The sequence below is a fragment of the Muriicola sp. E247 genome (assembly GCF_041358175.1).
In the GTDB taxonomy this organism is placed as follows: Bacteria; Bacteroidota; Bacteroidia; order Flavobacteriales; family Flavobacteriaceae; genus Muriicola.
In genome coordinates, this window is sequence record NZ_JBGKBE010000004.1 from 226,717 (window position 1) to 233,676 (window position 6,960).

The 6,960-nt window shown below is 45.2% G+C and carries 3 protein-coding genes and 1 pseudogene; all 4 read right to left on the reverse strand.

From position 1 onward, the window contains the following. Nucleotides 1–10 precede the first annotated feature (10 nt). Nucleotides 11–1,507 carry a glycoside hydrolase family 30 beta sandwich domain-containing protein gene (locus tag ACA086_RS08715; protein ID WP_371002937.1) on the reverse strand — a complete coding sequence of 499 codons (1,497 nt, stop codon included), beginning with the start codon at nt 1,505–1,507 and terminating at the stop codon, nt 11–13. A 59-nt stretch (nt 1,508–1,566) separates the two neighbouring features. Further along, nucleotides 1,567–2,841, reverse strand: coding sequence for a glycosyl hydrolase family 17 protein (locus ACA086_RS08720; protein ID WP_371002938.1), 1,275 nt, complete (start codon nt 2,839–2,841; stop codon nt 1,567–1,569). Between the two features lie 59 nt (nt 2,842–2,900). Further along, nucleotides 2,901–4,628, reverse strand: coding sequence for a glycoside hydrolase family 3 protein (locus ACA086_RS08725; RefSeq protein ID WP_371002939.1), 1,728 nt, complete (start codon nt 4,626–4,628; stop codon nt 2,901–2,903). Nucleotides 4,629–4,773: 145 nt separating this feature from the next. Further along, nucleotides 4,774–6,960, reverse strand: a pseudogene (locus ACA086_RS08730) (hypothetical protein); the annotation flags it as partial.

Consider the following 6,960-nt stretch of genomic DNA (forward strand, 5'->3'; position numbering starts at 1 on the left):
GATGTGGTTTTTAGTTAGTTTGTTCTTTGATAATAATGGTTTGTATTGCCTGAGCATCAATGGATAGTTTTTGAGAGCTTTCTCCAAGATTCAGCTCAAAATCTCTGGCCTCCATTTCCTGGTTTAATGCGACAACCACGATTGATCCGTCAGGATTCTTCGCAGCAGTGAGCAAAAGAGCATCATCCGGATTTTCAAAACCAATACGAACTGCACCGGGTCTGATGTATCTGCTGAAATGTTTAAGGGTGTAATAAATGGGTGTAAAATACACTTCATCTTTTTCCGGGTCCACGATCACAGGAGCCACGCACCAGTTCTTAAACCAGTTGGGGCCTCCCTGAGTGTCGAGCACCATATTCCAGTCGATCCACCCATCTACCCAATTATTCATACATCCGATGATATCACGGGCATAACGATACACCGGAGCGTATTTCGGATGCAGGGGTTTATCTTTTTCGGGAGCCCAGTCCCATCCCCAGTCTGTAGCTTCCTTAGACCAATACCATTGATCGTCCTGCCATTTAGGTATTTCGGCATCAACACAGGCCTCAGATTGTATCAGATACTTTTCAGGTGCCTTATTATGTGCGTACTGTAATGCATCCGGGAATACCTCATAGGTACTGGCATACCAATGAATAGCGGTACCGTCGAAATACCTGGATGTCTCTTCATTCCGATACATTTCATCAACCCACTCCTCCAAATGCTCACGATTCTGATCGTATCCCAGAATCTTTACATCGTGTCCGTCTTTCTCTAACTGAGGTCCGAGAAATTCCTTTACAAAATCAGTCATTTCCTCAGGAGTAAAATGCATGCTTTCCCAGTTATTATCATTCCCCAAAGGTTCGTTTTCAACAGTAAATCCCCAGATATCTATCCCTTCCTGCTTGTAAGCCGCGAGGTATTTTGAGAAGAACAGGGCCCAGGTATCTCTGTATTCGGGTAATAATTTACCGCCTCGCCAATCCTTGTTATCTTTCATCCAGGGCGGGGCAGTCCAGGGGGAAGCCAGTATTTTGAACCCTTCAGAAGAAGAAGCCATCGCTTCTTTTATAAAAGGAATGATATCCTCTCTGTCTTCCTCCACCGAAAAACTCTCAAGGTCCCTATCCCCCTCCTTCGGGGCATAGGAATAATTACTTAGCGAAAAATCACAGGAATTCATATGGGTTCGGGTGAGGGAGTATTTTGCGCCATCGTCACCGAAATAAGCATCAATAATTTTTTTTCTATTCTCGAGGCTAAGGGTATTGAGCAATGAAGCTGAAGCTTCGGTAAAAGAGCCTCCGAATCCGGTTATTTTCTGAAATTGTTGTTCGGGTAAAATCTTAATTACAGGAGCGTCCGCATCCACATTAAACTCGGTTACCGAACTCCAGTTTTTACCTGCTGCAGACGTTTCATATACTTCAAGGTCTAGTTGCTGTTTTGTGGAACAGGAACTTATAAGTAAGCTGATGATCAAAATGTAAATTGTTTGGTTAAACTGTTTCATTGTTTTGGTTTTTAGCTATTCAATGAATTAGGCTGTCAGGGCAGCCTAAAGCCTCATCTCTAATCTGCAGAGGGAGGCACCAATACTTCCTCCATCATTGCTGATTTATCTCCATCGAAAGTCTTTGTAATGGGATTACCATTCCTTGTAAGATTTTTAAACAAGCCCTGATCTACCAGAACCCATAGAGCGTATTTAGCCTTCCCATCCACCGTAAAGAGTCCGAAGTGATTTTCCGAACCTTTGGGATTGTGAGCATCTTTCCACGGCTCGTCGAAAGCTTCAAAATAAAAACACGATATTCCTTCAGCCTTGGTCCATTCCCTCATCTGACGATAGTAACTGGCCTCTTTGTATTCATCCGTGGCTTTTGAGCCTTTTGGGCCGTAATGTCCATCAGAAATAGTAGCCCAACCTGTTTCTCCAATATGAACTGGCTTGTCTACGCCCAGGCTCTTCATATGATCAGTTACAGCCTTAAATTGATTTTTTGCAAATCCCAGAGCGCGCATCATGGCAGCATCAATTTTTTCCTGATCAGGGAGATCTGCTTCTTCCGCAGGGACCCTCCAGAATTCAGGATTGTAATGGGAGTTATGATAGGGATAGGTGTGCATTGAAATATAATCTACAGCATTGATCAGTTTTTCCAGGTCTTCTGTATGGTAACTGTCATCTCCCCCACCCCAGGAAGCAAAATCGTCTGAACTCGTAATCCATAAGTCTTTTGGTAAAGCGCCTGACATTTTTAAGTCCTGCAGGTGGTTTACCCATTTAAGGATGACCGAGGGCTGTACATAGTAACTGGTGGCCCATCTTACCATAGCCTCATTACCTACCGCAAGAACCTTAACAATATCCGGGTATTTATTAGCTAGTTGAACGGCAGTTTCAATTTCCTTTTTATTTCTATCGCTTTCCTGATTGTGATCCGGTTCCATATCCGTGAAGGCGTTTTTACAATCGATCCAGGCACCTAACATCACATACATTTCGAAAGAGGGATCCTCTATCTTCATTTCCCGAATGGCTTTAAGCAGGTTAGAAGCCTGATCCAAATGCACATTGTAGGTTCGAAGGATCCTGATACCCATGGCATGCAAGATCTTCATATCATCTTTAAGTTCATCAATTGTGGGCTGGTTATCCCGGGTTTTGGTTCTGTATCCTCCGTATGATATGGCCAGATAATCAGGATTTCCTAAAATGTCTTTGGCTGTCACTTCTTTTTCTGTTTGGGGTTGATCTGATTCAGCATTCCTTTTTGTCTCCTTACATGACATACCCAGTGCCAATATAAGAAGAGCAAGTGTATATTTTCGCAAGAATTTCATAGTATTAAATTAAGTTTTACGCTTTCTGACTCGGCTGTTTACATTGCATTTAACATCATTTAGTATTGGAGGCCATATCCAAAGGGGAATAGTGGGTTAATGGATTCATCCCAGAAATTTGGTCCGTATTTCCCATGGTATTCTTCTACCGCTGCCGGCCATGAATGGGGCAATTTACCTTTAAAATTATAATCCCCAAAAAGGACTTCGGCAATTCCACCTCCTTCTGATCCGGGGAGCCATGCCGCCACAAAGGCATCCGACTGCTCAATTTCTCCAGTCACGACCAATGGACGTCCTGAGATAAGTATTACTACGGTCTTAATTCCTTTTTTTGCGTAGATATCCAGATAGCTTTTCTGTTTTTCAGGCAGATAAAGCTGAAAAGCATCCACTTCGCCCCCAATATCTCCAAAAAATTCTGCATAGGGCGTCTCTCCAATGACAACAATTGCCACATCCGCGTCAATATGTTCGCCCCTGGCCTCTTTATCGTACACGACATCCCCTTTAGCATGGTCGCGAATCCCCTGCAGAATGGTAGTGGCCCCGGTATAATTCTGGTCTGTACCCTGCCAGTTTATCGTCCATCCTCCCGACTGTAATCCGGCGTTATCTGCGTGTTCCCCTACGACAACAATCTTGCTAAGCTTTTTATTCAATGGGAGAATTTCTCCTTCATTCTTTAATAACACCAAGGACTCTCTCACGGCCTGTCTTGCCAGATCTCGGTGTTCCTGTATTCCGATTTCAGGAATCAAATCGGAATCTGGCAACGGGTTTTCAAACAGGCCCATCCTGATTTTTTGACCAACGATCCTGCGCACTGCATCATCTATCCTTTCTATAGGAACCGAACCGTTTTCAATTCCGCTCTTTAGACCATGACGGAACATCTCGAGATCCCCGTCTACAGCCATAACCATATCTATTCCGGCATTGACAATGTCATTTTCCCCAAAGCGTGAATAGGCTTTCCAGTCTGATACCATTATTCCTTCAAATCCCATTTGGTCTTTCAAAACTTCCTGAATCATATGTGTATTAGCGTGCATAGGGACACCTTCCATTGTATTAAAAGAAACCATAATGGCCCCTACACCCGATTCTATGGCCGTTCTGTACGGGGGAAGAAGTCGTTTTACAATTTCTTCCTGGGAAAGGGAAACCTCGCCTCCTTCCAAACCAAAATCGGCTGAGCCATCACCTACAAAGTGTTTAGCGGTTGCCAGTACCCCATATCCTTCGTTCAGATTTCGCTGATGTCCCTTTACTGAAGCTTCAGTCAATTTCTCGGTCAATTCCGTACTCTCGGAAAACGCCTCATACACCCTGCCCCATTTCTCATTATATGGGATGGCAATACAGGGTGAAAAGACCCAGTTAAAACCGGTCGCTCGTGATTCAAGAGCTGTAATGGAAGCCGCTTTTTCAACCAGTTCCGAGTTTCCGCTTGCACCCAGACCAATGTTATGTGGGAAAATCGTAGCCCCTTCATAGGTATTCTGACCATGAACTGCATCTACTCCAAACAGTAGGGGTATACCCAGTCTTGATGACAATGCCTGTCTCTGTAAAGTAGTGAATTTAGCCTGCCATTCGTCTGCATTTTTTCCCGGCAGCGGACCCTGAGTATGTATGACCGAGCCGATAAGACCCTTCTCAATTTCATCTTCCGGAAATTCATCAAAATGCCGTACCTGAGTCATCTGGCCGATCTTCTCGTCCAGGGTCATCTGAGACAGGAGAGAATCAACTTTATTTTTAATGTCCTGACCGGCAATCATTTGATTATTCCTTTTTTAGTTTTTACACGATTGAAAGGCGCAAATGTATATGATCGAATAATCGACCAATATTTAAGAGTAGAAATTTTGTTAACCAGTCTACGGCAGAAATTTTTATCCCTACCGCAGACCCGCTAACTCAAATTTATGGGTTGAGAGTTACACTAACATTATCAATGTTTGCGACAACACTACATCCTGCATCTCCTCCACACACAGCTTCAATAAGGAAGGAGATTCCTTCTGAAACATCGGTTCCTCCGGGAATGGTAAATGTACCCGTAAAAGTAGTCCAGCTACCTGATAAAGAAGGAGCGGGACTAAAGACATGTGTAAATGATGCCCCGGCCGAACCTTCTCCGAAGAGAATTACATTAAATACCGCTCCAGGTTGTACAACAGAACCTATATGATCAAACTGAATCTGAACAACATCTGTTGCTGCAACGGTACCTGCGCCAATCCTTTCCTGCTTTAAGGCAGGGTTGCTAGGTCCTCCAGTAGCCAGTCTGCCAGACCAGGTTCCACCATTATTGATCGTATTATCAAATGCGGCAGTACCTCCGTTAGCAAATAGTAACCAGGGGTCTGCAACGCCAGATTCAAAATCTCCGTCCGCAGCTAAATTACCACCGCCACCACCGGCAGCAGCCCTATAGAAATAAATATTATCAAGGTAGATGTCGGATGGGGTTGTTCCCGCCTGACCATCGAACTTCATCTGTACAATCTGATCCAGTGTCATCCCTGAAGCAGTATAATCTCCAAGAGGGATATCGTAACTGTTCCAGGCACCCGTTGTGATAGGGGTCAATGATTGTAGAGACTCCGTGGGGGCTCCACTCCCGTTGATAGGAGTAACCTGAACCACAGTTGCATCTGGCGTCCACATGTCTACGTGCAGAAATTCCATGGCTGATACGTCCTGAGCATTCCCAGCAAAATCCGTTCCCTGATAATTGAAATTTGGGTATGCCAGGGCAAAATTGCCATCGCCAGGATCATAGGTTGGGTTTACCAGGGTATGACCAGATTGTCCCCAGTTTGGATCGTAATTAATCCCGGTGATATTCGTATAAGAATCACTGAAGATTGAGATCACATCCCCGGCATCTCGCGCAGGAGGTACAGGAGCTGATGTGGTTGGAGCAGTTCCTCCACTACCGGCTGCCCTGTAGAAGTAAATGTTATCCAGGTAGATGTCGGATGGGGTTGTCCCTCCCTGACCGTCGAACTTCATCTGTACAATCTGATCTAGGGTCATCCCTGAAGCAGTGAAATCAGATAATGGAATATCATACTGTACCCACTGCCCTGAAGTAATCGGCATCAGTCCCTGAAGGGATTCCGTAGGGGCACCGCTTCCATTGATCGGAGTCACTTTTACATCCGTGGCATTGGCGGTCCACATATCCACATGTAGGAATTCCATAGCTGAAACATCCTGTGCATTCCCGGCAAAATCGGTTCCCTGATAGTTAAAATTAGGGTATGCCAGAGCTACATTTCCGTCTCCCGGATCGTAGGCAGGATCAACTAAGGTATGTCCCGACTGTCCCCAGTTGGGATCGTAATTGATCCCGGTGATATTCGTATAGGAATCACTGAAGATTGAGATCACATCCCCGGCATCTCGCGAAGGAGGTACAGGAGCTGAAGTGGTTGGCGCTGTTCCGCCACCGGCTGCCCTGTAGAAATAAATGTTATCCAGGTAGATATCGGATGGGGTTGTCCCTCCCTGACCGTCGAACTTCATCTGTACAATCTGATCCAGGGTCATCCCTGAAGCAGTAAAATCAGATAGTGGAATATCGTACTGTACCCACTGCCCTGCTGTAATCGGCATCAGTCCCTGAAGGGATTCTGTAGGGGCACCGCTTCCATTGATCGGGGTTACTTTTACATCCGTGGCATTGGCGGTCCACATATCCACATGCAGGAATTCCATAGCTGAAACATCCTGTGCATTCCCGGCAAAATCGGTTCCCTGATAATTAAAATTAGGGTATGCCAGAGCTACATTTCCGTCTCCCGGATCGTAGGCAGGATCAACCAAGGTATGACCCGACTGTCCCCAGTTGGGGTCGTAATTAATCCCTGTGACATTCGTGTAAGAATCACTGAAGATTGAGATCACATCCCCGGCATCTCGCGTAGGAGGTACAGGAGCTGATGTTGTTGGCGCTGTTCCGCCACCTCCACCTGCAGGCTTATAGAAATATATGTTGTCGATATAAGCTTCCCCTGAGTTGACCAGGTCGATCACTACTTGCTGAATATTGCTATATGCTCCAAGGCCGTTCGACTCTAATTCCGTGATCGGAATGTCAAA